This window comes from Promicromonospora sp. NPDC023987, assembly GCF_040639055.1.
GTDB lineage: Bacteria > Actinomycetota > Actinomycetes > Actinomycetales > Cellulomonadaceae > Promicromonospora.
Window position 1 is genome coordinate 26,646 of the sequence record NZ_JBEZZF010000026.1, and the last position, 26,177, is coordinate 52,822.

Genomic DNA, 26,177 nt, shown 5'->3' on the forward strand with positions numbered 1-26,177 from the left:
CGGTGACGCATGGCAGGCTGTGTCCGTGCCTCCAGCGACCAAGCGCCGTACCGCCTCACCGCCCGCCGGCCGCAGCTGGGACGAGCCGACGCTCGCCCCGGTCGTGCTCGTGCGCGGTGCCGAACCGCTCCTGACCGAGCGCGCGGTGGACGGCGTCGTCGAGCTGGCGCGCGCGCGTGATCCCGAGGTCGAGAAGGTCGAGCTCGAGGGCGCCACGTACGGCGTGGGTCAGCTGCTGGTCGCGACGAGCCCCTCCCTCTTCGGGGAGGCCAAGGTGGTGGTGGTCCGGTCGACGGAGTCCGGCACCGAGGACCTGATGGCCGATCTCATCGCGTACGTCGCCTCGCCGGACGAGGAGACCACCGTCGTGGTGGTGCACGGCGGCGGACAGCGCGGCAAGAAGATGCTCGACACCGTCACGAAGTCGGGCGCGCCCGTCATGGTGTGCGAGCCGGTGACCAAGGACGCCGAGAAGGCGTCGTTCGTGGTGGGGGAGTTCAGGGCCGCACGTCGCAGGGCCGACGCCGAGGCCGTACGCGCCCTGGTGGACGCGCTCGGCAGCGACCTGCGTGAGCTCGCGTCGGCCTGCTCGCAGCTGATCGCCGACACGACCGGCACCATCACGGCTGCCACCGTGGACAAGTACTACGGCGGGCGCGTCGAGGCCACGGGCTTCCGGGTCGCCGACGCCGCGGTGGCCGGTGACGCCGGCGGCGCGGTCGCGCTCCTCCGGCATGCGCTGGACACCGGGCTGGACCCGGTGCCCATCGTCGCGGCCCTGGCGCTACGCCTGCGCAACCTCGCGAAGGTCGCCTCGATGCGGGGCGGAGGGCTCGCGGCACGAGACCTGGGCATGGCGCCGTGGCAGGTGGACCGCGCCCGGAAGGACCTGCGGAGCTGGACGCCGGAGGGTCTGGCGGCGGCGATCTCCGCCGTCGCGCAGGCTGATGCCGACGTCAAGGGCGAGGCCCGGGACACTGTCTTCGCGGTGGAGCGTGCGGTCATGACCATCGCGCGCTCCCGGCGTTCCTGACCCGTTCGTTACCCGTTCGATCCCGGGCACATGATCCTGGGCACACGAAAGACGCCGCCCGCCCGAGGGGCGAACGGCGTCCGACGAAGTGTGCTCAGAGAGCGGCGACCGACTTCGCGAGGGCCGACTTGCGGTTCGCAGCCTGGTTCGAGTGGATGACGCCCTTGGCGACAGCCTTGTCGAGCTTGCGCGACGCGGTGGCAAGGCTGACCGTCGCGGTCTCCTTGTCGCCGGCTGCGATGGCCTCACGCACCTTGCGCACGTGGGTCTTCAGCTCCGACTTGACGGACTTGTTGCGCAGACGAGCCTTCTCGTTCGTCTTGATGCGCTTCATCTGGGACTTGATGTTTGCCACGAGTGTACTTCCTGGTGTGTTCGCCTGATGGCGAGCGGATAGGTCGTAGAGGGCGGTCACAGCTCCGGGACTGGGGTGGGGACCCGTGGAGAGGAACCGTGACTGTGCCCGCCGACCTGGGCGGACACGCGACCTCCAAGGCTACCAGAGGGAACGAGGCTGCGTGCGCGACGCCGGGTGTGCGGCCCGCGACCGCCGGAAAGGGCCTCTGACATGGGACCTTAGAATTCCACAATGAGTACCAGGACACTGCGAGGACGTTTCCAGTGGACCGTGGTCGTACCGGTTCTAGCCCTGGTGCTTCTCGTGGTCACATGGACCAACCATGACCACCCGGTCATCCTGTCGGTCATCGGCGCCGCCTTGGTCGGCGCCGTGCTCGCGGCGGTCCACCACGCGGAGGTGGTGGCGCACAAAGTAGGTGAACCGTTCGGCTCCCTCATCCTCGCGGTCGCGGTGACCGTCATCGAGGTAGGGCTGATCCTCATGCTGATGAGCAGCGGCGGCGACGCGTCCAGCACCTATGCCCGCGACACCGTCTTCGCCGCCGTGATGATCACCTTCAACGGGATCGTCGGGCTGTCCCTGCTGGTGGGCGCGAGCAAGCACCACCTGGTCAGCTTCAACGCGTCGGGCACCGGGTCGGCGCTCACCACCGTGATCGCGCTGGCCGGGGTCACCCTCGTGCTGCCCCGCTTCACCACGTCGGCGGACGGCGGCGCCTACACCGCCTTCCAGCTGGCCTTCGCGGCGGTGGCGTCGCTGGTGCTGTACGGAGCATTCGTGTTCACGCAGACCGTGCGCCACCGCGACTTCTTCGTGCCCGTGACGAGCGACAAGTTCGGCCGGGTCACCGGCATCATCCGGGACGCGGACGGCGACGACCACGCCGATCCGCCTCCCGCCAAGGAGGCCCGGATCAGCGTGGCGCTGCTGCTCGTCGCCCTGGTCTCGGTGGTCTTCCTGGCGAAGATGCTCTCGCCGACCATCGAGCACGGGGTCGAGGCGGCAGGCCTGCCCTACGGCGTCGTCGGCGTCGTCATCGCGCTGCTCGTGCTCGCGCCCGAGTCGATAGCCGCGGTCCGCAACGCTCTGCGCAACCGTGTGCAGACCAGCCTCAATCTTGCCTACGGCTCCGCGATGGCGTCGATCGGCCTGACCATCCCCACCATCGCCGTCGCGATGATCTGGATGGACGGGCCGCTCATCCTCGGCCTCGAACCGGTCCAGATGGTGCTGTTCGCGGTCTCGGTGGTGGTCGCGATGCTGAGCATCGCGCCGGGCCGGGCCAAGACCCTGCAGGGGGTCGTGCACCTGGTGCTGTTCGCCGCGTTCCTCGTGGTGTCGGTCCAGCCGTAGCGGGTCAGCCGGCGTAGCCGGTCAGAGCGCGGCGGCCACCTGGTCGAAGACTGCCCTGTCCAGGATGGCTCCCTCACGGCGCACGGCGTCCGGGTGGATGCGGATCACGCGGTTGAGGCGCACCTCGGACGGGCGGCCCGAGCTGTCCCACGCCCCGGTCCCGATGTCCATCCAGCGTCGCCCCGCGCGGCTCTCCTGCGCGGCGTCGCGGTCGTGGTCCTGGCTGGTGAGCTGGAGCGCGAGTAGCCAGGGGCCGTCGTTGCCGACCACGAGCACCGGCCGGTCCTTGCCCTGGCTGTGATCTTCTTCATACGGGACCCAGGACCACACGACCTCGCCCGGGTCCGGCTCGCCGTCCAGCTCGGGGCGGTAGACCGGTGTGACGCTGCCCTCGAAGTCGCCGGGGTAGCCCTCGGTGTCGGGCACGTCCTGGCCCTTGGACGTGCGCCGGCCCGCGGGCCGCGAAGCAGGGGTCGGGCGGTCGCCGCTCGGGCGCTGGTCCTTCTGGTCGAGGGCGGTGCGCACCACTGCCTCGACCACGTCACCGAGCAGCTTGATCCACGGGTTCTGAGTCACGGAGGGCAGGGTAGCCCGGCGCCGGCTCGCAAGCGATGCGGGCGGACGCCGGGCGGCGGGCCTCAGGTCAGGTCGAGCGCCCGGTCCATGTACTTCACGACCTCGTTGAACATGTCCTCGTCGAGGATGTCGCCCTCGCGGCGCACGTCGTCCGGGTCGATGCGGATGACGCGGTTGATCCGCACCTCCGAGTCGCGGCCGGTGCTGTCCCAGCGGCCGGTGCCGACGTCCATCCAGATCCGGCCGGCCCGCGCCTCCTGCAGCGCGTCGCGGTCGTGGTCCTGGCTGGTCAGCTGGAGGCCGAGCAGCCAGGGCCCGTCCTTGCCCACGAGCAGCACGGGGCGGTCCTTGCCCTGGCTGTGGTCCTCCTCGTACGGAATCCAGGTCCAGACCACCTCGCCGGGGTCCGGGTCGCCGTCCAGCTCGGGGTTGTAGATCGGGTGGACATCACCCTCGTAGTCGCCGGGGTAGTTCCTGTCTGATGCGAAGGTCACGCCCGGAACCGTACCGGAACGGATGAAGCGCGCATCCAGGACTTACCCGACGCAGGCAGAATCGGCGCGGGTTACCCGGCGCGGGTTACCCGGCGCGGGCTAGCCGGCGCACCGCCGGGCGAGCTCGGCGAGCTGGGTCGCCATCGGTTCCGGCGCCCACGAGTGCATGGCGCCCGGCATCTCCTTCTCGGTGCCGTTCGGCACCGCGGCCACGATGCTCGCCGCAGCCACGGGCATCTCCGGGAAGGTCTCCGCCCCGTACATGGCGAGCACGGGGACCGTGACGTCGAGCGCTCCCTCCTCCAGCGCGCGCTGGGCCCAGGCGAGCGACTGCGCGTCGGCGCGGTAGGCGGCGACGGTCCGGGCGATGCTGGGCCAGGCAGGGGACGCCTCGATCTCAGCGAGCCACTCGGGCGGCATGTCCTTCATGTAGTGCCGCATCGCGTTCTCGTGGTCGCCGGTGTCGAGCAGGCGCTCGATCTCGTCGGCCCACGCCTGCGCCTGTGCGGCGGTGCCGCCCAGGGGCGCCTCCCAGAGGGCGAGGCCGGCGACCGGCAGCCCGGCGTCGGCGGCCCGCAGGCTCACCGAGCAGCCGGACGAGTGCCCAACGAGCACGGCGGGGCCGCCCACGACCTCGATCAGCGCGGCGATTGCCGCCAGCTCGCGGTCGAGGTCGAGGCGGCCCTCGGCGGGGCTCTCTCCGCGCCCGAGCCGGTCGAACGTGACGGCGGTCAGCCCGGCATCGGCGACATGCTCGGCGGTCTCCGCGGTCACGGGGTCGTCGGCCCGGTCGGGACCGGCTCCCGTCACGAAGACGACGGCTGGTCCGGAGCCGCGCAGGTCGTAGGCGACGCGGTCGCCCTGGCTGGTGTTCGCATAGTCGGTCATGACCGTCCGACGGCGAGGCGGTGCTCAACTCATCGGTCGGGGCGCTGGATTCTCGCGCCGAGATCGGTCCGTTGCCTCGAGATCGGTCCATCGATGGACCGATCTCGAGGCAAGCGACCGATCTCGGGCAGGTGACGCCCGACCGGCGTCACGGCACGATCGGCTGGGCCAGTGCCGTCTCGAGGTCGGCGCGGTCGCCCTCGACGGTGAGCCCCGCCTCAGCGGGCGTGAGGCGGTGCCACAGCGTCAGCGCGAGTCCCTCGGCAGTCCCGGACACGACGACGTCCGGCGCCACCTCGTCCGCGCGCCCGCCCGGGGCGCCGAGCACCCAGACGGGCGTACCGCCGACGTCGGTCGCGACGAGCGAGACCGGGTGCCGCACCGGCTCCATGCGCCCGAGGCCCACCTGCCGGGGCTGGAGCACTGTGACGACCTCGTCGACAGTGTCGGCCCACACCTCTGGCTCGGCACCGGCCAGGCCGGTCGAGCCGGCCCCGGCGGTCGCGGCCAGCAGGTCGTGCAGGTGCACGAGCGTCTCGTGGGTCTGCCTGCGGCGCCAGAACCACGCCGGGCCGGGGCCCATGGGGGCAGGGTGGGTCAGGACCCGCCCGACAGCGTCCGGTCGGAGTCCCGCGAGGGTCGCGCGCAGCTCCGACGCCTGCGCGGCGTAGTGCGGCGCAAGGTCGAACGGTCCGGAGCCGAGGGGCGCGCCCTTGGCCCCGCGGGCGTTGCCTGCGGCCCAGTGATGGATCTGGGCGAGGTGTTCCACCAGCTCACGTACCGTCCAGTCGCCGCAGGCGGGGACCCGCGCGTCGACGTCGGCGTGGGGTACGGCGGCGAGGAAGTCGCCCTGGAACCGGGCCAACAGCGACAGATGGTCGAGGCTCATGTGCCGCAACGTACCGCGCGACACCGACACCCGGCGCGACGCTCCGGATGACGACCGCCACACATCATGGAACCGTTGGGCTACGTCCGTCGTTCTCCACGCGATGCCCAGCGGGCGTCCGGCCGGAGACCCTCTGGCCGCCACCGAACCGCACCACCACCAGCGAAGGATCATGGACTCCAGTCATAGACCCCGCCCACAGGCACGTCGTCGGACCATCGGACGGGGGTGGGGGCGTTGAGCTGGGTGATCTCCCTCCTGCTGGGGGTGCTGGTGATCCTGGCGATCACCGCGGTGACGGGCTACTTCGTCGCGCAGGAGTTCGCGTACATGGCGGTCGACCGCGCGCGCCTCGCGGCCCGCTCCGAGTCCGGGGACGCCGGGGCGCGCCGTGCGCTCGGCGTGACCCGGCGGACCAGCTTCATGCTCTCCGGCGCCCAGCTCGGCATCACCGTCACGGGCCTGCTCGTCGGCTACGTCGCCGAGCCGCTCGTCGGTGAGTCGCTCGGCGAGGCCCTTGGCGGCGTCGGCGTGCCGGTCGGTACAGGCGTCGCGATCGGCACCGTCCTCGCGCTGGTGTTCTCGACGCTGGTCCAGATGCTGTTCGGCGAGCTCGTCCCGAAGAACCTGGCGATCGCGCGGCCGGAGCCGGTGGCTCTGTGGCTCGCCCGCTCGACCACTGTCTACCTCGCCGTCTTCGGCTGGCTCATCAAGGTGTTCGACGCCGCGTCCAACGCGCTGCTGCGGCTGCTGCGCATCGAGCCGGTGCACGACGTCGAGCACTCGGCGACCGTGCGCGACCTCGAGCACATCGTCGCGGACTCGCGGGCCAGCGGCGACCTCCCCGGGGACCTCTCGGTGCTGCTGGACCGCATCCTCGACTTCCCGCGGCAGGACGTGGAGCACGCGATGATCCCGCGGGCCCGGGTCGGCGTGGTCCAGCCCGACGACACGCTCGCCCAGGTGCGCGAGCTGATGGCCCGCGGACACTCCCGCTACCCGGTGCTCGACGACGTCGGCGAGGTGGTCGGCGTCGTGCACCTGACCGACCTGCTGTCGGCGCGTCACGGGGCGGCGACCGTCGCGGACCTCCTGCGGCCCGCGCTGGTGCTGCCCACGGCGATGGCGCTGCCCGACGCCCTGCGGGAGCTGTCGGCCACGCGGAACCAGATGGCGTGCGTCGTCGACGAGTACGGCGGGTTCGCCGGCGTGCTCACCGTGGAGGACCTCGCGGAGGAGCTCGTCGGTGAGATCACCGACGAGCACGACGACGAGATCGACCCCGTGACCGCGGCGTCGGACGGCGTGTGGGTCATGGCCGGCGACGTCCACCTGGACGAGGTGGAGCGCGCGGTCGAGCGTGACCTGCCGGAGGGGGACCACGAGACGATCGCCGGCCTGGCGATCGCCGTGCACGGTGCGCTGCCGACGGCGGGTGCCGTCGTCGACGTCGCCCTGCCGGCCGACCCGGCCGACCTCGTCGCGCTGGAGCCGCGCCCGGCAGAGGTGCTCAGGATCGAGGTGCTCGAGGTGGAGCGGCACGTGCCGTCCCGCGTCCGGGTCACCGTCGTCGACGCCGACGTGGCGTCCGAGACCGAGAGCGAGGAGACCCGATGAGCAACCCCTGGGTGGTCGTTGCCGCGACCGTTGCCATCATCGCGCTGAGCGCGTTCTTCGTCGCCGTGGAGTTCGCGCTGCTCGCGGCCAAGCGCCACCGCCTGGAGGACGCGGCCGCCACGAGCCGCTCCGCCCGGGCCGCGCTGCGCAGCGCGAGCGAGCTCACGGTGCTCCTGGCCGGCTCGCAGCTCGGCATCACGGTCTGCACCCTGGCGCTCGGTGCCATCACCAAGCCCGCGGTGCACCACTGGCTGACGCCGGTGTTCGAGACGTGGGGCGCGCCCCTCTGGGCCGCCGACGTCGCGGGCTTCGTGCTGGCGCTCGTCATCGTCACGTTCCTGCACCTGGTGGTGGGGGAGATGGCGCCCAAGTCGTGGGCCATCGCGCACCCGGAGGCCAGCGCCACGATGCTGGCGCTGCCGATGCGGGCGTTCATGACGCTGACCCGGCCGGCGCTCGTGGCGCTGAACGGCGCGGCGAACTGGTGCCTGCGGCGCGTCGGCGTCGAGCCGGCGGACCAGGTCGCGTCAGGGCAGGGGCCGGACGACCTGCGGCACCTTGTCGAGCACTCCGCCAGCGTCGGGGCACTCTCCGTCGCCTACTCCGATCAGCTCTCCGGAGCGCTGGACCTGCGCCGTCTCACGGTCGAGGACCTGCTGGCGGCGCACACGACCCCGGCCGCCGTCGGCCACGGCGCGACAGCCGCCGACGTGCAGGAGGCGTCCCGCGCCTCCGGCCACCTGCGGATCCTCGTGCAGGAACCCGGCCGCCTGCCGGACGGTGTCGTGCACGTACGCGACACGCTCCTGCTGGCGGACGACGCGTCCGTCGCGGACGTCACCCGGCCGGTCTTCGAACTGGCCGCCGACGTGCCGCTGCACAGCGCCCTGACGAGCATGCGGGAGACGGGCAACCTGCTGGCGATCGTGGCCCGGCAGGGAGGCGCCGCCGACTACGGCGTGGTCACCCTCGCCGACGTCCTCCGCAAGCTCCTCCCCCGCACGACGGCGGCTAACCCCTGACCCCCCGTTGAGTGCTGGATATCTGCGGCCCTTGTGGGCTCGGCAGAGCAAATACCCAGCACTCAACGGGCTTCCAGGACCGCGTCCAGCTCGGGGAGGAAGTTTCCGAGGTCCTTGGGGTTGCGGGAGGTGATGAGCGGGAACCCGGCACCGCTGTCCCGGACCACCGGTTCGTCGACCCAGGTGCCGCCCGCGTTGCGGATGTCGGTGGCGAGGGACGGGTAGCTGGTGAGCGTCGCGCCGGCGACCTGTCCCGCCTCCACGAGCGCCCACGGACCGTGGCAGATAGCGGCGACCGGGCGCCCGGAGGACGTGAACGCCTCGACCACCTCGACGGCCCTGGCGTGCAGGCGCAGGCTGTCGGCGTTGATCGTCCCGCCGGGAACGAGCAGCAGGTCGAACCCGGCCGGGTCGACCTCGTCGATGGTGGTGTCCGGCGCCACGGCCTCGCCGGGCTTCTCGTCGCCGACCAGGGTGCGGACGTCGTCCCGGGACACGGCGGCCAGGGTGACCACGGCACCGCGGTCCCGCAGGTGGCGCATGGGTACGAGGAGCTCGTCCTGCTCGACGCCGTAGTTGGTCACGAGCGCCAGCACTTGCCTGCTCGTCAGATGCGGCATGGGTCTCCTCCTCCGATCGGGTTCGCTACGTCACGACAGTAGGCACGACCGTGCCCCGCTCGCACGGGACGTGGGAGAATGGTGGCTGGCCTTCCCACCCTGACTACGGAGCGAGAACGCTTTGCCCATCCCCGGTCCTGCGCTCACGGCGCGCATCCAGCCGAATGCCACCGCGCCAGAGCTGATCCGCAACTTCTGCATCATCGCGCACATCGACCACGGCAAGTCCACGCTGGCCGACCGCATGCTCCAGCTCACCGGCGTGGTCGACTCGCGTGCCATGCGCGCGCAGTACCTGGACCGGATGGACATCGAGCGCGAGCGCGGCATCACCATCAAGTCGCAGGCCGTGCGCATGCCGTGGGCTCTGGCCGACGACGCGGGCGTGCTGACGCCGCACGCCCTGAACATGATCGACACCCCTGGCCACGTCGACTTCACGTACGAGGTCTCCCGGTCGCTGGCCGCGTGCGAGGGGGCGGTGCTGCTCGTCGACGCCGCCCAGGGCATCGAGGCGCAGACCCTGGCGAACCTGTACCTCGCCATGGAGAACGAGCTCGAGATCATCCCGGTCCTGAACAAGATCGACCTCCCGGCGGCGCAGCCGGAGAAGTACGGCGAGGAGCTCGCGAAGCTGGTGGGCTGCGAGCCGGAGGACGTCCTCAAGGTCAGCGGTAAGACCGGCGTCGGCGTGGAGCCGCTGCTCGACCGCATCGTGCAGCGCGTGCCGGCCCCGACCGGCGACCCGGACGCCCCGGCCCGCGCCATGATCTTCGACTCCGTCTACGACACCTACCGCGGCGTCGTGACCTACGTGCGGGTGATCGACGGCGACCTGAACCCGCGCGAGAAGATCGTCATGATGTCGACGCGTGCCACGCACGAGCTCCTGGAGATCGGCGTCAGCTCGCCGGAGCCGAACCGGACCAACGGCCTGGGCGTCGGTGAGGTCGGCTACCTGATCACCGGCGTGAAGGATGTGCGCCAGTCCAAGGTCGGCGACACCGTGACCAACGCGGCCAAGCCCGCCGCGGAGGCGCTCAGCGGTTACAGCGACCCCAAGCCCATGGTGTTCTCGGGCCTGTACCCGATCGACGGCTCCGACTACCCGGTGCTGCGCGACGCCCTGGACAAGCTCAAGCTCAACGACGCCGCGCTCAACTACGAGCCGGAGACGTCGGTCGCCCTCGGCTTCGGCTTCCGCGTGGGCTTCCTCGGCCTGCTGCACCTCGAGATCGTGCGCGAGCGCCTCGAGCGCGAGTTCGACCTCGATCTCATCTCGACGGCCCCCAACGTCATCTACGAGGTGACGATGGAGGACAACACCAAGGTCGTGGTGACGAACCCGTCGGAGTTCCCCGGGGGCAAGATCAAGGACGTCCGCGAGCCGGTCGTCAAGGCGACGATCCTCACCCCGAGCGAGTTCGTCGGGGCCGTCATGGAGCTCGCGCAGAGCAAGCGCGGCGACCTGCAGGGCATGGACTACCTGTCCGAGGACCGCGTCGAGCTGCGCTACGAGCTGCCCCTCGCCGAGATCGTCTTCGACTTCTTCGACCAGCTCAAGTCGAAGACCCGTGGATACGCGTCCTTCGACTACGACACGACGGGCGACCAGGTCTCCGACCTCGTGAAGGTCGACATCCTGCTCCAGGGCGAGCACGTCGACGCGTTCAGCGCGATCGCGCACCGCGACAAGGCGTACTCGTACGGCGTCATGATGACGGCCAAGCTCAAGGAGCTCATCCCGCGCCAGCAGTTCGAGGTGCCGATCCAGGCCGCCATCGGCGCCCGGGTGATCGCCCGCGAGACCATCCGCGCCATCCGCAAGGACGTGCTCGCCAAGTGCTACGGCGGCGACATCAGTCGTAAGCGCAAGCTCCTGGAGAAGCAGAAGGAGGGCAAGAAGCGCATGAAGAACATCGGCTCCGTCGAGGTGCCGAAGGAGGCGTTCATCGCCGCGCTCTCCTCCGACGCGGCAGCCCCCAAGGACAAGAAGAAGTAGGTGCCCGCACTTCCTTCCGGCGTCCCCGTGCCCGACGACGGCGGGCTGCCCGCCTGGGTACGCCCGAGTGCTCGACCAGCGGTTCAGCCGTTCGGGGTCTACGTGCACGTCCCGTTCTGCACCGTGCGCTGCGGCTACTGCGACTTCAACACCTACACGGCGTCCGAGCTGGGCGGCGGCGCGAACCAGGCGCAGTACGCCACGACGGCGCTGCTCGAGGTCGACCTCGCGGCGAAGGTGCTGGCCGACGCCGGGCGCACGCCCGCCGCGGTCTCCACCGTCTTCTTCGGCGGCGGCACTCCCACGATGCTGCCGGCGACGGATCTCGCCCGGGTGCTCGGTGGCATCAAGGACACCTGGGGCCTGGCCGGTGCCGTGACCGGGTCGGGGCAGGCGGCCGAGGTCACCACCGAGGCGAACCCCGACTCGGTGACGCCCGAGTCGCTGCGGGTCCTGGCCGACGCCGGGTTCACCCGCGTCTCCTTCGGGATGCAGTCGGCGGTGCCGCACGTGCTGGCGACGCTCGAGCGCACCCACGACCCGCTGCGCATCCCCGACGTCGTCCGCTGGGCGCGGGACGCCGGGCTGGACGTGTCCCTCGACCTGATCTACGGGACCCCTGGCGAGTCCCTCGACGACTGGCGCACCAGCGTGGAGACGGCGCTGGCCACCGGCGTCGACCACGTCTCCGCGTACGCGCTGGTGGTCGAGCCCGGCACCAAGATGGCCGCCCAGGTCCGCCGCGGCAAGATCACGCTGCCCGACGACGACGACCAGGCCGCCAAGTACGAGCTCCTCGACGACCTGCTCACGGAGGCGGGTCTGCGCTGGTACGAGGTGTCGAACTGGGCGCGTGCCGGGCACGAGTGCCGCCACAACATCGGGTACTGGCGCGGCGACGACTGGTGGGGCGTCGGCCCGGGCGCGCACAGCTACGTGTCCGCGCCGGCGTCGGTGGTCGCCCTTCGACAGGCTCAGGATCCGCGTGTCGAGACCGAGACGCCCGCCGGCGTCCGCTGGTGGAACGTCAAGCACCCCCGTGCCTACGCCGCGCGGCTGGAGGCGGGACAGAGCCCCGGTGCGGGACGCGAGCTGCTCACCCGCCAGGAGGCGCACCTCGAGCGGGTCATGCTCGGGGTACGGCTGCGCGAGGGTCTTGACCTGGGGGTCCTGTCGCAGGCGGGCCGCACCGCGGTGGCGGGTCTCGTGGCGCGCGGGCTGCTCGACGGCCACGCGGCGGTGGGCGCCGGGAGCACGTCCGCCCGGGCCGTGCTCACCCGCCGCGGCCGCCTGCTGGCCGACACCGTCGTGCGCGACCTCACCGCGTGACGACAAGCACCTGAACATCCCGCCGAAGCCCTGAATGGTTTGTTTGCGCGGTGGGCGAAAACGTCGATATCTTGTGCCGATTCACACCGTTACGAGGCAGCACCGGCACGCCTGACAAGGGGCACGCGCATGAGCAACACCTACGGCGGCTGGAACCCTGAGGATCCGCACCGTCGGCAGACCCCCGAGTCCCGTCGGCAGCAGGGCGCGAACCCGCACGGACAGCAGGAGCCGGCCCGGGACGCGTACGGCCAGGAGCAGCAGCCAAGGGAACCGCAGCCGTTCGACCCGTACGGCCCGCGCGACCCCTATGGACGCCCCGCCAACCCGTATGGCCGGCCCGACTACCAGCCCCAGCAGCAGCCGGAGCAGCTCGATCCGCAGCCGGGCGTGTGGGGCCAGTTCCAGGGCCGCCCGCAGACGGCACAGGTACCGCAGCAGCGGTCGGCCCCCGTGGACCCGCGGCAGCACCAGACGCCGCCGGTCCAGCCGGAGCTCCCACGGTACTCCGCCGTCCCGGGGCCCGAGCACCGGCCCGAGGCGGCCGGTCCGCCGACGGTCGGCGGCGCGTGGCGCTGGGGCTGGAGGGCGTTCGGCGCGAGCTGGGGCCGCTGGGTGCTGATGAGCCTGCTGCTCGGCCTCGCGCAGCTCGCCGTCATCCTGGCGTTCAGCCCGTCCACCGTGGACGGCTTCATGAACGCGGCCGACCCCGCGGCGGTCGACGCCGCGCAGGCCGCCGGCCAGACGTTGAGGGCCAAGGGGCTCGCGGCGGCCGGCACGGCGGTCTGCTTCCTGCTGCAGGCCCTCCTGTACTCCGGAGCGCTCGCCGCGACGCGCACCGGCAAGGTCCGCTTCCGCGACTTCTTCGCGCTCCGTGGCCTCGGCGGGCTCCTGGCGTACGCCGTGCTCACCGGGCTGCTCGGGTTCGTCAGCATCAGCGTGCCCGTGACCGGTGCGGCGGTGCAGGTCGTCGTCACGCTGCTCCTGCTGCCGGTGCCCTTCCTGATCCTCGAGGGAGTGGGCTTCGGCAGGGCGGTCGGCCGTGGCGTCGGGCTGGTCTTCTCGCACCTCGGCACCGCGCTCGCGGTGTTCGGGATCTTCGCCGGGCTGGCCCTCGCCTCGGTCTTCACGTGCGGGCTCGGCCTCGTGGTGGTCGCACCCGCGATGCTGCTGGTGGGGGCATATCTCGTCCAGCGCTGGACCGGAGAATCAGTCCCCGGCTGACCGCCGGGTAACAACTCGGCAATTGCGCATGCGGAGATGCGTAGAAGAGGTGAAGGTGGCTTCGGATCACTGACCAGCCAAGGGGAACTTCACATGAGCGAGAACACACCACGGGGCCCGTACGGTCCGGGCTCCGACGGGCCGACGCCGCCGTCGAGCGGGGCCACGCCGCCGAGCGCGGGTGGCCCGCCGCCGCCTGCGTACGGTGGTGGGGTCCAGCCGCCCGCGTACGGCGGCGGGGGTCAGCCGCCGGCCTACGGCGGACCGGAGGCGCCGTACGGGACGCAGTCGTCCAGCCCGTTCGGGGTCGGGGAGGCGCTGAGCTTCGGCTGGAACCGGTTCAAGGCGAACTGGCTGTTCTGGGTGCTGTTCGTGCTGCTGACTTTCGTCGTCAGCGCGGTCTTCAACTCGGGCTCGATCGGCGACCTCCAGGAGCAGATCAACGCGTCCTCCGACCCCGAGGCGATGGCGGCGCTGGCGGCCGACATGTCCGGCGCGAGCTCGCTGCTCCAGGCGATCGGATCGCTGATCGTCGCCGTGCTCCAGGCGCTCGGGGTCAACGCCGCGCTGCGCGAGGTCTCCGGTGAGAAGGCGAGCTGGGGCAACCTCTTCAAGGCCAACAGCTACGGGATGATCATCCTGGCCGCCCTGCTGCTGGCAGCCGCGAGCTTCGTGGGCGTCCTCCTGTGCGGGCTCGGGCTCATCGCGGTGGCGATCTTCGCCGTGTTCACGTACCACAACGTGGTCGACAAGGGCATGAACGCGTGGGCGGCCTTCACCTCGTCGTTCTCCCTGGTGGGCAAGAACTTCGGTGCGGTGTTCCTGCTGGAGCTGGCGCTCTTCGGGATCAACATCGCCGGTGCCCTCCTGTGCGGGCTCGGCCTGTTCATCACCTTCCCGCTGTCCCTGCTGGCGATGGCCTACGCGTACCGCCGGCTCACCGGCGGCCCGGTAGCGGCATCCTGACTGCCGCGGAGATGACCATGCACCTGCTGCCAGATCCGCTCGGAATCTGGCAGCAGGTGCATGGTCATCTCACCGCCCGACGGCGGGCGGGGCTCGGCGGCGGGCGGACTACTTGATGATGCGGATGTTGACCGGGTAGCGGTACGGCGCACCCTTACCGTTCTCCACGGCCGCGAGGATCTGGAGCACCACCGCGCCGATGAGCGCGAGGAACAGGAACGAGCCGAAACCGAACGTGATCAGGGTGATGATCGTGAGGGCGATGTTCGCGAAGATGACGGTGATGGTGAAGTTCAGCGCCTCCTTGGCCTCCTGCTCCACGAACCGGCTCCGGTCCTTGAAGACCAGCCAGATCACCAGCGGCGGGATGAACGAGAACACGATCGCGCCCACCTGGGCGAAGACGCCCCACATCCGCTCGTCCGACGGGGTGAGCGGCTGCGGCTGGTACGGCGCGCCAGGACCGTACCCGGCGCTGTACGCAGGGCCGGGCTGCGGCTGGCCGGGCGCACCCTGGCCAGGCTGCTGTTCCTGGTACGGAGGCTGATCCTGGTACGGCGTCTGCGCGGGCTGCTGCGGTGGCGGACCGGGCTGCTGCGGCGGCTGCGGTTGCTGTGGGTTCTCGGACATGGCCCTAACGGTAGAGGCTGCGCCTCACGACGTGGTCACGAAATCGATAAGTTCTTCGACCCGGCCCAACAGTGCCGGATCGAGGTCGCGGAAGTCGCGCACGGTGCCGAGGATCCGCTGCCAGCCGCGGGCGACGTCGGCCTGCGTCTCGGCAGGCCAGCCCAGGGAACGCAGGATGCCGAGCTTCCACTCGGTGCCCCGGTCGATCACCGGCCAGCGGTCCAGCCCGAGCCGCTCGGCGCGCACGGCCTGCCACACGTCGACGTACGGGTGACCCAGCACCAGCACGGTGCCCCGTGGGACGTGACGCAGGGCGTCGTCGGTCAGCCGCTGCTCCTTCGAGCCGGGGACCAGGTGGTCCACCAGGACGCCGACGCGCCGCTCGGCGTCGGGCGCGAACTCGGCGAGGCGTTCGGCGAGGTGGTCCACCCCGTCGAGCATCTCGACCACCACACCCTCGATGCGCAGGTCGTCGCCCCAGACCTTCTCGACGAGCTCGGCGTCGTGCTTGCCCTCCACCCAGATGCGGCTGCCGCGCGCCACGCGCGCCGTGGTGCCGTGCACCGCGACGGACCCGGAGGCCGTGCGCGTGGGCCGGGCGGGGGCCCGGTTCAGGACGGGTGCGGTGAGCACGACGGGCTTGCCCTCCACCCAGAAACCCGGCCCGAGCGGGAACGTGCGGGTGCGCCCGCGGCGGTCCTCCAGGACGACGACGTGCATGCCGCCCGACTTCTCGACCCGCACGACGGCGCCGACCCAGCCGGTCTCGACCTCCTCGACCACGAGCCCCGGCTCGGCGGCCATGGGCTGCGACGTAGGCCGCCGCCCCCGCTGCGCGCCAGGAAACGCGGGGGACAGCACATCAGGCCCATACCGTTCGTCGAACACCCGCCGACCCTAGATCGCCGAGCCCGTTGAGTGCTGGATATCTGTGCGATCGGAGTGTCCTGGGCCGCAGATAGCCCGCACTCAACGAGCGGCGAGCAGGGCGGCCTCCGTGCGGGTCGACACGTTCAGCTTGCGCAGGATCGCCGAGACATGCACCGAGGCGGTCTTGGCCGAGATGAACAGCCGCTCGGCGATCTGCCCGTTGGTCAGGCCTTCCGCGACGAGCGCGAGCACCTGCTGCTCCCGTGCGGTGAGCGCCGCCAGCCCGTCGTCCGACGGCGGGGTCGCGGCCGGGCCGGTGCGCCCCGCACCGCCGGAGTCGGCGGGGCGCCCGGCCAGGCCCGCCCGCTCCAGCAGGCCCTGCGCCTGGTCGACCAGCAACCCGGCTCCGATCTTCCTCGCCGCACCGACCGCAGCGGCCAGCGCGGACCGGGCCCCGGCCCGGTCGCCGGCGTCGAGCAACCGCTCGCCGTCCCGCTGCAGCGCGTAGGGCACCAGGTACGCGGGTCCGGGCAGGTCGAGGACGGCGGTCCAGGCGCCCGTGCCGAGCTCGGCCTCGAAGACCGCCGCCCACGCCGGGTACGTCCGCCATCCGGAGCACTCGGCCAGGGCGGCCCGGTACGGTGCGTCGTCGACCTCCTGGCCCGCCGCGCGCAGGTCCGCGATCGCCCGTGCCGCCACCGCCAGCGGCTCCAGGTCGTAGGTCGGGCTGCGTGGCGCGTCGGGGTCGACGGCGTCCGACGCGAGCCGGAGCGCCTCGGCCGGGTCGTCGCGCAGGAGCGCGAGCTCCGCGCGGGTGACCGCGACGTGGGACCGGATCTGCAGCTCCAGGCGACCGAACCGCTCCCAGGTGGCCGCCTTGCGGCGCGCCTCCGCCTGCGCCCACGCGACCTGCCCGCGCCACATCGCCAGCCACGTGCGCCGCTCGCCGAGGTACACGGCGTACACGCTGGTGTGGATCATCGGCACCTTGCGCTCGTACCACCGGGCGGCCTCCGCCCAGTCACCACGCCCGATCATGGCCTCGACGATGTTGCCCTCCAGCATCGCCCGTGACCCCTCGGAGGCCCCGTGCTCCCGGGCCGCCACGACCCCCTCCGCGGCGATGTCCGCGGCCTCGTCCCAGAGGCCCTCCGTGAGCCGGGCGTCCGAGCCGTTGATGTAGTAGCGGCTCAGGCCCTGCCAGGTGTCGCCGGCGATCTCGCGTCCGCGGTCGATCTCGGCCAGCCCGTCCCGGTCGCCGAGCTGGAACCGGCTCACCCCGCGCAGGTTGAGCGCCACCGAGGCGAGCTCAGGGCTGCCGACAGCGGTCGCGGCGTCGTACGCCTCCGTGGCGGCCGCGGCCGACTCAGCGCGCCGCCCGTCGAGCATGGCGTGCCGGGCCCGCAGGATCAGCACCTGCGCCCGCACCGTGTCGTCCAGGCCGGGCGGTACCAGCGCGAGCGCCCTGTCGATGGCGTCCGGCCCCTCGTCCGACCCTGCGTGCCCGGCGATGAGTGCGATGTCGGCCAGGACGGCGGCCTGGCCGACGGGGTCGTCGTCCGGCCACTCCGCCAGGGCCTCGTGCGCGACCGCCAGGGCGCGGTCCACCCTGGTCGAACCGCGCAGCGACTCGGCCACGGCACGCAGCAGCTCGTGGTGCGTCACGCCGGCCACCCGCTCGGCGTCCGGCACCTGCTCCCACAGCTCCAGCGCTCGTTCCCCCAGGGACACGGCGGCGGACGTCGCGGCGGCGGTCGCGGCCTCGTGCGCGACGACGGCAGCAGCGAGCGCCCGGTCCAGGATGCCGGCGCGCCACCAGTGGTCGGCGATGCGGGACAGCTTCGCGACGGACCGGGCGCGGGTGGTCAGCGCCCGCTCGAGAGCGCGGGCGTACGCGGCGTGCAGGCGCCTGCGCTCGCCGGGCAGCAGCTCCGCGTAGACGGCCTCCTGGACCAGGGCGTGCCGGAACGCGTACCCGACGTCGGTGGCCACGAGAACGTGGGCGTCGATGGCCTCACGCGCCCGTTCCTCCGGCTGCGGCCCGACGCCGGGGTGTGCACCCGACCCGGAGCCGGCTGGTCGCTGGTCGGCCAGGACGTCGTCGAGCACGTCGTGCCACACCCGCGACCCGGCGGCCGACACGACGCGGCACAGGGCCTGCGCCTCGCGGCCGAGGCTCCAGTAGCGCAGCAGGAGGATGTCCCGGAGGGAGTCGGGCAGGTCCGTCCCGAGAAAGCCGACGAGCTCCTCCACGTAGAAGGGGACGCCCTCGCTGCGTTCGGCCAGGTCGGCGAGGTCGTCGTCCGGCTCGTCGCCCGTGCCGGTGAGCAGGTCCCGCGCCATCTCGCGGACCTCGTCCTGGCCCAGGCGGCGCAGGTCGATCCGGGTGGCGAGCCTGGCGCGGTCGAGCTCCGTCACGACGGTGCGCAGCGGGTGGGCACGGCCGACGTCGTCGCTGCGGTAGGTGAGGAGGAGCAGCAGGCCGGGGGGTGCGGCGCGGGCCAGGCGCACGACCAGCGCGCGGGTGACGTCGTCGGACCAGTGCAGGTCCTCGACGACCGCGACGACGGGGCGGCCGGCGGCGGTCCGGGCGAGCAGGTCGGCGAGCACCTCGGGCAGGCGGTCCGCTCCGGCGTCGGTGCCGGGGACGACGAGCTGTGGTGCGACCGCGGAGAGCGCACCCGCCGCGGGGCCCGCCGCCTCGACGGTGGCCTCCGGCCCGTGGGTCGCGACGATCCCGGCGAGGAGGCCGCCCGGGGCGGCGTGGGGGACGGGGCCGGAGCCGGAGTCGGCGCACTGTCCGGACAGGACGAGGAAGCCGTCGGCGTCGGACGTCAGCTCGTCGACGAGCCGGGTCTTGCCGATGCCCGCTTCGCCGGCGACCACGACGGTGCGGCCGGCGCCCGCCCGGACCGCTTTGAGAGCCTGCCGCAGTGTCTCGACCTCGTTGGTGCGCCCGACCAGTCGCGCACGGATGACCGGCATGGGCTCATCGTCCCATGCCGGTCCTGGTGTGGTTCCGCCGGTCGCCTCCGTTCCCGCGGGCGTCGCCGGTCGGCGGACCGTCGCCGCTGGCATGCCGGCTCAGGCGGCACGCGGGCGGACGGCGTCGGTCCGCCGGGTGCGGGTGGCGCGCTCGGTGGCACGCCGCTCGGCTGCCTGCTCTCGGGCGGCGAGCTCGCGGGCGACCCGCGACTGCTCTGCCCGGCGGTCGAGGTCCTGCTCGTTCCTGCGGTACTCGGCGTAGTCGGTGAAGCCGAACATGGTGTTCCTCCTGGTGAAGCCGGTCCCTCGCCGGCAGTGATTCCAGGTTCGTCGCTGAGGTAGCCCCTCCGGATCGGGCGGTCGCCGCATCTTTCGGTGCGGGTTCGCGGGGTGGCTACCGCGCGTCTAAGTCATCGCCCTATACGCCCGGCGCGAACGGTTCAGCCGGGCGGGTCGGCCGGGTGACCTGCGCATCTGACGCGCACCTGGTGGTCCGCTGGCGGGTCGGCGACTTGGCCCCTGGCGTGTGCCGCGTAGGATTGGCACTCGGTTGGCGAGAGTGCTGGAGAGCGGGCAGGAACCCGGGTGCCGTTCCCGGACGTTCTACCTGGGACGGAGGTGAGCGCGGTGAGCGAAGAACGCAGGCTCGATGTCTTGCGAGCGATCGTGGAGGACTATGTCCGGACACGGGAGCCCGTCGGATCCCGCATACTCACCGAACGGCACCGGCTCGGCGTCTCTCCGGCCACCGTGCGCAACGACATGGCGGCGCTCGAGGAGGCCGGGCTCATCGCCCAGCCGCACACCTCGGCCGGTCGCATCCCCACGGACAAGGGCTACCGCCTGTTCGTGGACCAGCTCGCCGAGGTGCGGCCGCTGACCGTGCCGCAGAAGCGTGCCATCGAGACGTTCCTGTCCGAGGCGGTCGACCTGGACGACGTCGTGACCCGGGCCGGGCGGCTCATCGCCCAGCTGACGGGTCAGGTCGCCGTCGTGCAGTATCCGTCGCTGCGCCGTTCCGGGCTGCGGCACCTGGAGCTGGTGCCCACAGCCGAGGGGCGGCTCCTCGTGGTCGTCATCACGGACACGGGGCGGGTGGAGCAGCGCTTCCTCGACGTACCGGTCGGGATGGACGACGGGACGCTCGGCGAGCTGCGCGCGCGCTTCAACGCCGCGGCCGCCGGCCACCGCCTCACCGAGATCGGTACCGCCTTCGAGCGGGTCACCGAGGCGATGCCGGACGAGCACCGGGCGCTGGCCACGGCCGTTGCCGAGGTCGTGACCGCCGCGCTCGGCGAGGAGAGCGAGGAACGCATAGTCCTGACCGGTCAGGCCAACCTGGCCCGGTCGAGCATGCGGTTCGAACAGGGCCTGCGTCCCGTGCTCGAGGCGCTCGAGGAGCAGGTGGTCCTGCTCGGACTCCTCACCGACATGACCGACGACGCCGGGGTGGCCGTGAGCATCGGCCACGAGAACCGGCTGGCGGGCCTGACGGAGACCTCGGTGGTCACGTCCGGCTACGGCTCGTCCGACGGCGACACCGTCGCGATCCTGAGCTCGATCGGCCCCACCCGGATGGACTATCCGGGCACGATCGCCGCGGTACGCGCCGTCGCGCGCTACCTGTCCCGAGTGCTGCCCAGCTGACATCCCGACCTTCCACAAACCTCCCCACAAAGAGAGACCTGTGACCGACTACTACGAGATTCTCGGTGTTCCGCGCGACGCCTCGCCCGAGCAGATCAAGAAGGCATACCGCAAGCTGGCCCGTGAGCTGCACCCCGACGTGGCAGGCGACGTGGGCGAGGACCGGTTCAAGGACGTGGCGCGCGCCTACGAGGTGCTGTCCAACCCGGACAAGCGCCAGCAGTACGACATGGGGGTGGATCCCACCTCGCCAGGCGGCGGCGCGGGCGGCGGGTTCGGGGCCGGGTTCGGTTTCCAGGACATCTTCGAGACGTTCTTCGGCGGCGGGCAGCCCGCTGGGCCGGTGCCCCGCGCCCGGCGCGGCAACGACGCGCTCGTGCGCCTCGACCTGGAGCTCGCCGAGGCGGTGTTCGGAGCCAAGCGCGAGATCCAGGTCGACACCGCGGTGGCGTGCAACACCTGCGGCGGCGACGGCGCGCGGCCGGGCACCTCGGCGCGCACCTGCGACGTCTGCCACGGCCGTGGTTCCGTGCAGCGCGTGGCCCGCTCGTTCCTCGGACAGGTCATGACGAACCAGCCGTGCTCCGCCTGCGGCGGCTTCGGCACCGTGATCCCCGAGCCGTGCACCGACTGCTCCGGCGAGGGCCGCGTGCGCTCGCGCCGCACCGTCTCGGTGAACGTGCCGGCGGGCGTCGACACCGGAACCCGCATCAAGCTCTCCGCGCAGGGCGAGGTAGGCCCCGGGGGCGGCCCGGCCGGCGACCTGTACGTCGAGATCCGGGAGCGCGCGCACGACACGTTCGTGCGGCGCGGCGACGAGCTGCACTGCACCCTCCAGGTGCCGATGACGGCGGCCGCCCTCGGCACCGTCCTCGAGCTCGACACGCTGGACGGGCTCCAGGAGATCGACCTGCGCCCGGGCACGCAGCCCGGCCAGGTCATGACGATCAAAGGGCTCGGTGTGGGGCACCTCCACTCGACCGGGCGCGGTGACCTCAACGTGCACATCGAGGTCCAGGTACCGACGGCCCTCGACGAGGAGCAGACGGCGCTCCTGCAGCAGCTCGCGGTCCTGCGTGGCGAGGAGCGTCCCGAGTCGCGGCTCGCGTCGGTCCACGGCGGCGTGTTCTCGCGCCTGCGTGACAAGCTCAGCGGGCGCTGACCGCCCACCCATGAGCGCGCCAGTCTTTCTCGCGGAGGCGTCCACCGCCCATCCGCTGTCGGAGTACGCCGCGGGCTCGGTCTATGTGCTCGACGGCGCGGAGGGCCGGCACGCCGGCGTGGTCCAGCGTCGTGGCCCCGGGGAACGGATCGACGTGGTCGACGGCGCCGGGGTACGCCTGCAGACCGTCGTCGAGTCGGTGGCCGGGGCCGAGGTGCACCTGCGGGTCGAGCAGGTGGACGTCGAGCCGGCGCCCGCCGTCGTCGTGACGCTCGTCCAGGCCCTCGCCAAGGGCGACCGCGACGAGATGGCCATCGAGGCGGCCACCGAGGTCGGTACGGACGCGATCATCCCCTGGCAGGCGGAGCGGTCCGTCGTCGTCTGGCGCGGCGACCGAGCCGCGAAGTCGCGGGCGCGCTGGGTCAGTACCGTGCGGGCCGCGACCAAGCAGGCCCGCCGGTGCCGGATTCCCGACGTCGAGGCGCCGCTGAGCACCAAGCAGCTCGCCGCCCGGACCCGTTCCGTGGTCGCGGCGGGCGGGACCGTGGCGGTGCTGCACGAGGAGGCGACCTCGGCTCTCGCGACCGTGCCGCTGCCCGACGCCGGCGAGGTGCTCGTCGTCGTCGGACCGGAGGGCGGGATCTCCGAGGGCGAGGTGGCGCTGCTGACCGAGGCGGGTGCGGTCACCGCCCGCCTGGGCCCGCACGTCCTGCGCACCTCCACGGCGGGCCCGGTGGCGATAGCCCTCCTGAGCGAGCGCTTGAACCGCTGGTCCTGAGCGACCTGACGGCCCCGGGACAGGTCCGCCTCCAGAATGACCTTGGGTACCGAATCCGGCCGGACTCGGTACCCAGGGTCATTCTGGAGGCGGACTCCCGTGCGGCTGCCGGGGTCAGTCCTTCACCGTGAACTCGGCGCCGGCCTTCGCTTCGGACCCCGCGGCCTTGGTGTCGCCGTCGGCCGCCGTCTTTGCCTCGTCCGCGCTGAGGGCGGCCGCCTTGGCGGCGGTGCCGTCGATCTCGTCGACGTCGGTGTAGTCGACGTCCTTCTTGAACTTCGCGGCGCGGTCCTGCCCGCCGACCAGGTAGTCCTGGTACTCCTGCAGGCCGTCCTCGTCGCCGTCCGCGAGGTACCGCGCCTGGTCGGCCCAGCTCGCGGCTGCGGGTGCGAACTTGATGCCGCCCGCGGCGAGCGCCTCGCGCAGCTCGGTCTCGGACGCTCCCGCCACCTGCGCGTACGTTGTGTAGCCAGCGGCCTTGAGCGTGGCGTCGATCTTCGGGCCGATGCCCTCGATGCGGCGCAGGTCCTGGGGCTCGGGCTCGGGTTCGGGCTCGGGCTCGGGTTCGGCGGCGGCCTCGGGTTCGGCGGCGGCCTCGGGTTCGGCGGCGGCCTCGGGTTCGGCCGCGGCGGCCGCCGCCTCCGCCTCGTCCGCGGCGATCGCGGCGGCCTTGGCCGCGGCGCCCTCGATCTCGTCGACGTCGGCGTAGTCGACGTTCTCCGTGAACTTCCCGAGTCGCTCCTGGCCCCCGACGAGGTAGTCCTGGTACTCGTCGAGGCCCTTCGCGTCGCTGTCCACGAGGTACTGGGCCTGGCCGGCCCAGCTGGCGGCCGACGGTGCGAACCTGATGCCCTGCCCCGCGACAGCCGCGCGCAGCTCGTCCTCGGTCGCGGCGGCGATCCTGGCGTAGGTCGGGTAGCCGGCGGCGACCAGCGCGGCGGCGATCTTGGGGCCGATGCCCTCGATACGCCGCAGGTCGTCGGGTGCCGCTGCGGTCTCCTTCGCGGCGGCGGTCTCCGGCGTCTCCGCGTCCTCGGCGGAGCCGGCCGTGGCGGAGACGTCCGCCTCGGCGGCGCGGCGTGCGACGGCCTCGGCCTCGGCGACGACGTCGGACCCTGCGGTCGCGGGCTCGGCGGCGGCCTCGGACCGGGCGGGCTCGGCGGCGACGTCGGACTCTGCGGGTCCGGGCGCGGGCTCGGCGGCGGCGTCGGACCGGGCGGGCTCAGCCTCGGTGACGTCGGACCCGGCGGACCCGGCCTCGGCCGGGGTACCGGTGTCCGAGGCGGCGACAGCGAGAGCGGGCACGGGCTGGGCGTCGGCCTCCGTGTCGACGCTCGACGCCGACCTGCCGGCGGCGTCAGCGCGCGCGGCGGCCTCGGCCTTCTCCGCCATGTGCTTGCCCTTGGCGCGGCGGCCCCAGACGAGCCAGCCGATCCAGATGCCGATGGCGAGGCCGATCAGGGCCGCGATGATGATGAATGCGAGCGATTGGGTGATGAACCAACCCACGCGAACCTCCAGGTGACTACTGCAGCGTGTGGTGTGCGGGTGACGACGAGATCCGCTGGGGCTGACACCGACGAATGGTGTCGCAGTACGCCAATCTCCATCGAACGCCGCAAACTCTCCCACATCCCATTCACCCGGGCATGACGAACTACGTCACGGTACAGAAAACCTTTCGGCTTCCCGCTCGGGCCGCCCAGCCGCTCCGGGGGCGGCTCGTCGGGCACCCCCGGTAACCTGCGGAACATGACGAGTACCGACAGCCCTGACTGCCTCTTCTGCAAGATCGTGGCGGGGGACATCCCCGCGGATGTCGTGGCGTCGTCGGACACCGCGATCGCGTTCCGGGACATCGCGCCCAAGGCGCCTGTGCACGTCCTCGTGGTGCCGAAGGAGCACTATCCGGACCTGCCGGCGTTCGCCGCGTCGGACCCCGAGGGCCTGGCGGGCGTCATCGGGCTCGCCGACGGCGTCGCGAGCGACCTCGGCGACGGCCAGCACCGCCTGATCTTCAACACGGGCCCCAAGGCCGGCCAGACCGTGTTCCACGTGCACGCGCACCTGCTCGCGGGCGGCGAGCTGCCGGGCTTCGCCTGACGGCTGGACCGGGACGCAGGAAAGACCGTGGCGGCACCCCGGCGGGTCGATAGGATGAGGGGGTCGTCATCCCTACCGCACAAAGGAGCGGATCGGTCCCGCGGGACCGGCTCATGACAACTTCGCCCAGCACACAGTCCCAGACGCGGATCGAGCACAAGATCGTCGTTCCGGCCCACATCCCGACGGTCGCGCTCCTCGGGAGCCGGGACTCGGTGCTGCGGGCCGTCGAAGAGGGCTTCCCCGGCGTCAAAATCCATGCCCGTGGCAACGAGATCGCTGTGCACGGACCGGCGGGCGACGTGGCCCTGGTCACCCAGCTGCTCGACGAGCTGATCGAGGTGGTCGAGGCGGGCACCCAGCTCACCCCCGAGGTCGTGCAGCGCTCGGTGGCGATGCTGAGCGACGCGTCGGCGTCGCGTCCCGCCGAGGTCCTGACGTTCAACATCCTGTCCAGCCGGGGCCGCACAATCCGGCCCAAGACGGTAGGGCAGAAGGCCTACGTCGACGCCATCGACACCAATACCGTCACGTTCGGCATCGGCCCGGCCGGCACCGGCAAGACCTATCTCGCCATGGCCAAGGCCGTGCAGGCGCTGCAGGCCAAGCAGGTCAACCGGATCATCCTGACGCGCCCCGCCGTCGAGGCGGGAGAGCGCCTCGGGTTCCTGCCCGGCACGCTGTCCGAGAAGATCGACCCGTACCTGCGCCCCCTGTACGACGCGCTGCACGACATGGTCGACCCCGAGCAGGTGCCCAAGCTGATCGAGGCGGGCACCATCGAGGTGGCACCCCTGGCATATATGAGGGGTAGGTCCCTAAATGACGCATTTGTCGTCCTGGACGAGGCGCAGAACACCTCGACCGAGCAGATGAAGATGTTCCTGACCCGCCTGGGGTTCGGCTCCAAGATGGTGATCACCGGCGACGCCACCCAGGTCGACCTGCCCGGTGGCACCACCTCCGGCCTGCGCGTGGTCGAGGACATCCTGCTGGGCGTCGACGACGTGGAGTTCTGCCGCCTCACGTCCTCCGACGTCGTGCGGCACCGGCTCGTGAGCGACATCATCGACGCGTACGCGCGGTGGGACGTCCTGACCGACGACCGCCGGCCGGGCCGTCAGCCGCAGGACCACCGTCAGGGCGGCAACCAGGGGAGCAAGAGGCAGCGCCGGTGAGCATCGAGGTCAACAACGAGTCCGGGTTCGAGGTCGACGAGGCGGAGTTCGCCGCGCTCGGCCGGTTCGTCCTGGACGCCATGCGGGTGCACCCGCAGTCGGAGCTGTCGATCATCTTCGTCGACACCACCGTCATGTCCGACCTGCACGTGCAGTGGATGGACGAGCCAGGACCCACCGACGTCCTCTCCTTCCCGATGGACGAGCTGCGTCCGGGGCGCGACGGTGACGTCACCCCGGCCGGCACGCTCGGCGACATCGTGCTGTGCCCGGAGGTGGCGGTCACGCAGGCCAAGGCCGCAGGCCACTCCACGACCGAGGAGCTCCTGCTCCTGACGACGCACGGGATTCTGCACCTGCTCGGCTACGACCATGCCGAGCCGGAGGAGGAGAAGGAGATGTTCACGCTCCAGCGCAAGCTCCTCCTGACCTTCCTCGCGACTCGGTGAC

At 71.9% G+C, this 26,177-nt stretch carries 25 protein-coding genes; 14 read left to right on the forward strand and 11 right to left on the reverse strand.

What is annotated here, in order from left to right:
• Positions 1–25: 25 nt before the first annotated feature.
• Complete coding sequence (gene holA, locus AB0F40_RS13630) at positions 26–1,033, forward strand: DNA polymerase III subunit delta (protein WP_357467955.1); 1,008 nt, start codon at positions 26–28, stop codon at positions 1,031–1,033.
• A 94-nt stretch (positions 1,034–1,127) separates the two neighbouring features.
• Here holA and rpsT read toward each other — a convergent pair whose 3' ends face one another.
• Positions 1,128–1,388: a 30S ribosomal protein S20 gene (rpsT, locus tag AB0F40_RS13635; RefSeq protein WP_357467959.1), complete on the reverse strand. Its 261-nt coding sequence runs from the start codon at positions 1,386–1,388 to the stop codon at positions 1,128–1,130.
• Positions 1,389–1,622: 234 nt separating this feature from the next.
• Between rpsT and AB0F40_RS13640 the strand changes: the two genes are divergently transcribed.
• On the forward strand, positions 1,623–2,747 hold the full coding sequence (locus tag AB0F40_RS13640) for an ionic transporter y4hA (RefSeq protein ID WP_357467962.1): 1,125 nt from the start codon (positions 1,623–1,625) through the stop codon (positions 2,745–2,747).
• A gap of 21 nt (positions 2,748–2,768) precedes the next feature.
• Here the strand turns inward: AB0F40_RS13640 and AB0F40_RS13645 are convergent, their stop codons facing one another.
• The 4 genes from AB0F40_RS13645 to AB0F40_RS13660 all read right to left on the reverse strand — a co-directional run bounded on the left by AB0F40_RS13645 (position 2,769) and on the right by AB0F40_RS13660 (position 5,594).
• A complete protein-coding gene (locus AB0F40_RS13645; protein ID WP_357467965.1) occupies positions 2,769–3,323 on the reverse strand; it encodes a type II toxin-antitoxin system PemK/MazF family toxin in 555 nt (184 codons plus the stop codon).
• 62 nt (positions 3,324–3,385) lie between these two features.
• Positions 3,386–3,817 (reverse strand): type II toxin-antitoxin system PemK/MazF family toxin, encoded by a 432-nt coding sequence (locus AB0F40_RS13650; protein ID WP_357467968.1) that lies wholly within the window; start codon positions 3,815–3,817, stop codon positions 3,386–3,388.
• Positions 3,818–3,916: 99 nt separating this feature from the next.
• The gene (locus AB0F40_RS13655; RefSeq protein WP_357467971.1) at positions 3,917–4,705 is read right to left on the reverse strand and encodes an alpha/beta hydrolase; all 789 of its coding nucleotides are present in this window, start codon (positions 4,703–4,705) and stop codon (positions 3,917–3,919) included.
• A 148-nt stretch (positions 4,706–4,853) separates the two neighbouring features.
• Complete coding sequence (locus tag AB0F40_RS13660) at positions 4,854–5,594, reverse strand: maleylpyruvate isomerase N-terminal domain-containing protein (RefSeq protein WP_357467974.1); 741 nt, start codon at positions 5,592–5,594, stop codon at positions 4,854–4,856.
• A gap of 237 nt (positions 5,595–5,831) precedes the next feature.
• Between AB0F40_RS13660 and AB0F40_RS13665 the strand changes: the two genes are divergently transcribed.
• Together AB0F40_RS13665 and AB0F40_RS13670 are read left to right on the forward strand one after the other, a co-directional pair.
• Entirely contained in the window at positions 5,832–7,211 is a 1,380-nt protein-coding gene (locus AB0F40_RS13665) for a hemolysin family protein (protein WP_357467977.1), read from the forward strand.
• Entirely contained in the window at positions 7,208–8,233 is a 1,026-nt protein-coding gene (locus AB0F40_RS13670) for a hemolysin family protein (protein ID WP_357467980.1), read from the forward strand. Before AB0F40_RS13665 ends, AB0F40_RS13670 begins: the two co-directional genes overlap by 4 nt.
• A gap of 62 nt (positions 8,234–8,295) precedes the next feature.
• On the opposite strand, the gene AB0F40_RS13675 is transcribed toward AB0F40_RS13670, so the two are convergent.
• On the reverse strand, positions 8,296–8,853 hold the full coding sequence (locus AB0F40_RS13675) for a DJ-1/PfpI/YhbO family deglycase/protease (RefSeq protein ID WP_357467984.1): 558 nt from the start codon (positions 8,851–8,853) through the stop codon (positions 8,296–8,298).
• A gap of 121 nt (positions 8,854–8,974) precedes the next feature.
• Between AB0F40_RS13675 and lepA the strand changes: the two genes are divergently transcribed.
• The 4 genes from lepA (at position 8,975) to AB0F40_RS13695 (ending at position 14,374) form a co-directional block, all read left to right on the forward strand.
• Complete coding sequence (lepA, locus tag AB0F40_RS13680; protein ID WP_357467987.1) at positions 8,975–10,855, forward strand: translation elongation factor 4; 1,881 nt, start codon at positions 8,975–8,977, stop codon at positions 10,853–10,855.
• Positions 10,856–12,184 (forward strand): radical SAM family heme chaperone HemW, encoded by a 1,329-nt coding sequence (gene hemW / locus AB0F40_RS13685; RefSeq protein ID WP_357467990.1) that lies wholly within the window; start codon positions 10,856–10,858, stop codon positions 12,182–12,184. It begins immediately after the preceding gene.
• A 129-nt stretch (positions 12,185–12,313) separates the two neighbouring features.
• On the forward strand, positions 12,314–13,408 hold the full coding sequence (locus AB0F40_RS13690) for a hypothetical protein (protein ID WP_357467993.1): 1,095 nt from the start codon (positions 12,314–12,316) through the stop codon (positions 13,406–13,408).
• 93 nt (positions 13,409–13,501) lie between these two features.
• The gene (locus tag AB0F40_RS13695) at positions 13,502–14,374 is read left to right on the forward strand and encodes a hypothetical protein (RefSeq protein ID WP_357467996.1); all 873 of its coding nucleotides are present in this window, start codon (positions 13,502–13,504) and stop codon (positions 14,372–14,374) included.
• Positions 14,375–14,482: 108 nt separating this feature from the next.
• On the opposite strand, the gene AB0F40_RS13700 is transcribed toward AB0F40_RS13695, so the two are convergent.
• The 4 genes from AB0F40_RS13700 to AB0F40_RS13715 form a co-directional block, all read right to left on the reverse strand.
• The gene (locus AB0F40_RS13700) at positions 14,483–15,004 is read right to left on the reverse strand and encodes a DUF4870 domain-containing protein (protein ID WP_357467999.1); all 522 of its coding nucleotides are present in this window, start codon (positions 15,002–15,004) and stop codon (positions 14,483–14,485) included.
• Between the two features lie 24 nt (positions 15,005–15,028).
• Positions 15,029–15,892, reverse strand: a complete 864-nt coding sequence (locus AB0F40_RS13705) for a DUF3097 domain-containing protein (protein WP_357468002.1) — start codon at positions 15,890–15,892, stop codon at positions 15,029–15,031.
• 81 nt (positions 15,893–15,973) lie between these two features.
• Positions 15,974–18,859, reverse strand: coding sequence for an AAA family ATPase (locus AB0F40_RS13710; protein ID WP_357468005.1), 2,886 nt, complete (start codon positions 18,857–18,859; stop codon positions 15,974–15,976).
• A gap of 99 nt (positions 18,860–18,958) precedes the next feature.
• Positions 18,959–19,138 carry a hypothetical protein gene (locus AB0F40_RS13715; RefSeq protein ID WP_357468008.1) on the reverse strand — a complete coding sequence of 60 codons (180 nt, stop codon included), beginning with the start codon at positions 19,136–19,138 and terminating at the stop codon, positions 18,959–18,961.
• A 348-nt stretch (positions 19,139–19,486) separates the two neighbouring features.
• Here AB0F40_RS13715 and hrcA point away from each other — a divergent pair, with 348 nt between their 5' ends.
• Genes hrcA through AB0F40_RS13730 form a run of 3 tightly spaced genes read left to right on the forward strand, consistent with a single transcriptional unit; the run spans position 19,487 to position 22,446 of the window.
• A complete protein-coding gene (gene hrcA / locus AB0F40_RS13720; protein WP_357468011.1) occupies positions 19,487–20,506 on the forward strand; it encodes a heat-inducible transcriptional repressor HrcA in 1,020 nt (339 codons plus the stop codon).
• A gap of 40 nt (positions 20,507–20,546) precedes the next feature.
• On the forward strand, positions 20,547–21,668 hold the full coding sequence (gene dnaJ / locus AB0F40_RS13725; protein ID WP_357468014.1) for a molecular chaperone DnaJ: 1,122 nt from the start codon (positions 20,547–20,549) through the stop codon (positions 21,666–21,668).
• Between the two features lie 10 nt (positions 21,669–21,678).
• Complete coding sequence (locus AB0F40_RS13730) at positions 21,679–22,446, forward strand: 16S rRNA (uracil(1498)-N(3))-methyltransferase (RefSeq protein WP_357468017.1); 768 nt, start codon at positions 21,679–21,681, stop codon at positions 22,444–22,446.
• A 114-nt stretch (positions 22,447–22,560) separates the two neighbouring features.
• Here AB0F40_RS13730 and AB0F40_RS13735 read toward each other — a convergent pair whose 3' ends face one another.
• Positions 22,561–23,955, reverse strand: coding sequence for a helix-hairpin-helix domain-containing protein (locus AB0F40_RS13735; protein ID WP_357468020.1), 1,395 nt, complete (start codon positions 23,953–23,955; stop codon positions 22,561–22,563).
• 243 nt (positions 23,956–24,198) lie between these two features.
• On the opposite strand from AB0F40_RS13735, the gene AB0F40_RS13740 reads away from it, so the two are divergent.
• The 3 genes from AB0F40_RS13740 to ybeY all read left to right on the forward strand — a co-directional run bounded on the left by AB0F40_RS13740 (position 24,199) and on the right by ybeY (position 26,176).
• Entirely contained in the window at positions 24,199–24,549 is a 351-nt protein-coding gene (locus tag AB0F40_RS13740; protein ID WP_357468023.1) for a histidine triad nucleotide-binding protein, read from the forward strand.
• Positions 24,550–24,662: 113 nt separating this feature from the next.
• A complete protein-coding gene (locus AB0F40_RS13745) occupies positions 24,663–25,727 on the forward strand; it encodes a PhoH family protein (protein ID WP_357468025.1) in 1,065 nt (354 codons plus the stop codon).
• Entirely contained in the window at positions 25,724–26,176 is a 453-nt protein-coding gene (gene ybeY, locus AB0F40_RS13750) for an rRNA maturation RNase YbeY (RefSeq protein ID WP_357468029.1), read from the forward strand. The genes AB0F40_RS13745 and ybeY overlap by 4 nt, the downstream gene beginning before the upstream one ends.
• Position 26,177 lies beyond the last annotated feature (1 nt).